Annotated in this window: 1 protein-coding gene and 2 tRNA genes; 2 read left to right on the top strand and 1 reads right to left on the bottom strand. The window is 42.8% G+C overall.

Annotated elements, in window-relative coordinates; all coding sequences use genetic code 11:
- Window positions 1–76, bottom strand: a tRNA-Val gene (locus tag ACVBIL_RS20515).
- 968 nt (window positions 77–1,044) lie between these two features.
- Here ACVBIL_RS20515 and gltX point away from each other — a divergent pair.
- Window positions 1,045–2,454, top strand: coding sequence for a glutamate--tRNA ligase (gene gltX / locus ACVBIL_RS20510; RefSeq protein WP_447168784.1), 1,410 nt, complete (start codon window positions 1,045–1,047; stop codon window positions 2,452–2,454).
- A gap of 104 nt (window positions 2,455–2,558) precedes the next feature.
- Window positions 2,559–2,634 (top strand) — tRNA-Ala (locus ACVBIL_RS20505).
- The last annotated feature ends 151 nt before the right edge of the window (window positions 2,635–2,785 follow it).

Here is a 2,785-nt window from a genome sequence, read left to right as displayed (position 1 = left end):
TGGTGGTCGATACTGGGCTCGAACCAGTGACCCCCTCCTTGTAAGGGAGGTGCTCTCCCAGCTGAGCTAATCGACCTCGCTGTGTGGGGCCGTATTATAGGGAGGAACGATCTAGTGTCAACGCTTTTTTTAGATAAAATAACGACTACGGTTCAATTTTGTGCGTGTTGCTGCATAGTTAATCAGAGTAGCCTCTGGATGAACAGTAAGTGGTTAAAATTTAACTTTTTGGCGTATTGGTTTCTCATCACAATAGCATCAGTGGAGTCGTTAAGTAATAGCAATATGTTCAAATTGATTATCGTAAACCTTGTTTTCGTGAAAGAGGCACGTCATCGGACGCGAATTTAGTAAGCTGTTTGCAGGGGAGGCATGCTGATAGCGGCAAAACTGCCGTAAATATTGAGTTACTTGTTTAAAGCTATATATAGAGCAAAGTTAATTAAAGCAAAGGGGCTCGCCGGTGTGAGTTAGCGTTATGCTGGCGGTTACAGGCTATCAATCACTAAGGTACTGGTTATCAATAGCGAAGGAGTAAGGGTATTCAAATGCCCGTAACTAGTATTGAATCAAGTGTTATAGATTTATTTGCTAATCACGCTTACTACGATATCGTCAGTATGAGAGCATTTACTTATGACTTCAAACTTATGACACCTAGTTGATACACCGACCTTAACTCTCTTAATATCTATGCAATGGCAAGGTTAATGTCTCAAGTTTGGCTTGTGAGTTGTTGACGGTGAGTTTTAGCGCATCCGACATAGCATTAACAAGCTTAAACCTAGTTCAACTATGCTCTTCACTCGTTGCCTTAATTAAGAAGCATTAAACTTTCGCTGAGCGATCACGTCTTTATACTCAATACAGATTTACAGATGGGTATAATATCGCTAGCGGTACTGAATTACTCCGTTAAATCTGTCTTATCTTTGTCTTATAGTTGCTGATCTATTTTCCCTAACCGCTTTGGCTGTTAGAATACGTGCCACATTCATTAGTACAGTCTATTATTTAGACTTTCTACATAGGTCAGTGTCCATTATGACAATTAAGACGCGTTTTGCTCCAAGCCCTACTGGCTTTTTGCACGTTGGTGGTGCTCGTACTGCACTTTATTCATGGTTATATGCACGCGCAAACCAAGGTGAGTTTGTTTTACGTATCGAAGATACCGATCTTGAGCGTTCAACACCAGAAGCCTGCGCCGCTATTTTAGAAGGTATGGAATGGCTTAACCTGAATTGGGACGAAGGTCCTTACTATCAAACCAAGCGTTTCGATCGTTACAATGAAATCATTGCGCAGATGCTAGAGCAGGGGACTGCTTATAAGTGTTACTGTAGCCGTGAGCGTATTGAACTCATGCGTGAAGAGCAAGCTGCAAATGGCGAACAGCAAAAGTATGATGGTTGCTGTCGTGATAAAGCGCCACGTGATACTGACGAACCATTTGTAGTACGTTTCAAAAACCCAACTGAGGGAAGTGTTGTTTTTGACGATCATGTTCGTGGCCGTATTGAATTTGCAAACAGTACATTAGATGATTTAATCATTGCGCGTACCGAAGGCACTCCTACATATAACTTCTGTGTAGTGGTTGATGATTGGGATATGGGGATTACCTGTGTTGTTCGTGGTGAAGACCATATCAATAACACCCCGCGTCAAATTAACATCCTTAAAGCACTAGGTGCGCCAATTCCTGAATACGCTCATGTTGCGATGATCTTGGGTGATGACGGCGCTAAGTTATCTAAGCGCCATGGTGCTGTCGGTGTTATGCAGTATCGTGATGATGGTTATTTACCAGAAGCACTACTTAACTACCTAGTTCGTTTAGGGTGGTCTCATGGCGACCAAGAAATCTTCTCTATTGACGAGATGAAGCAATTCTTCAGTCTTGACGATATCAATAAAGCTGCTTCTGCTTTTAATACAGATAAACTAATTTGGTTAAACCAGCACTATATTAAAGAATCAGATCCAGAGTATGTTGCTTCACACCTTGAGTGGCACATGGCTGATCAGAATATTGATACAAGTAATGGCCCAAAACTGTCTGAAGTTGTTACTGCATTATCTGAACGCGCCAAGACACTAAAAGAACTTGCTGCTTCTAGCCGTTATTTCTACGAAGACTTTGCTGAATTTGAAGAAACTGCAGCTAAAAAACACCTTCGTGGTGTTGCTCTTGAGCCATTAACACTAATTCAATCTAAACTAGCTGCTTTAAATGAGTGGACTTTAGAGGCAATTCATCAAGCAATTGAAGATACAGCTGCTGAATTAGAAGTCGGTATGGGTAAAGTCGGTATGCCTTTACGTGTTGCAGTTACTGGTGCTGGTATGTCTCCTGCTGTTGATTTAACCATATTCTTGGTTGGCAAGGCCCGCACAGAGCAAAGAATCTCCAAAGCGATTGAATTTGTAGCAAATAGAATAAATTCGTAAAAAACGGGTTGACTCTTTTGGGTGCGCTGCATAGAATGCGCCACGCAGTTGAGACACAGCAAACGAATAGTTCGCGGTGCACTCAAAAGTGATTTAGTTAGTGAGGGGCCTTAGCTCAGCTGGGAGAGCGCAACACTGGCAGTGTTGAGGTCAGCGGTTCGATCCCGCTAGGCTCCACCAACTAACTGAATGTTAGCGTTAAACCTTAGCCTACAAGGTTTAATGAGTATTCACTCTTTGCAGAGTCTAATGCAGTCCGGGTCCCCTTCGTCTAGAGGCCTAGGACACCGCCCTTTCACGGCGGTAACAGGGGTTCGAATCCCCTAGGGGA

This window comes from Shewanella sp. 125m-7 (assembly GCF_052977045.1).
Note: the sequence above shows the minus strand (reverse complement) of the source record. Positions and strands in the feature narration are given on the sequence as shown.

What these genes read in the sequence shown, in the direction of transcription:
- gltX (WP_447168784.1), top strand. Translation starts at nt 1,045, where the DNA reads ATGACAATTAAGACGCGTTTTGCTCCAAGCCCTACTGGCTTTTTGCAC.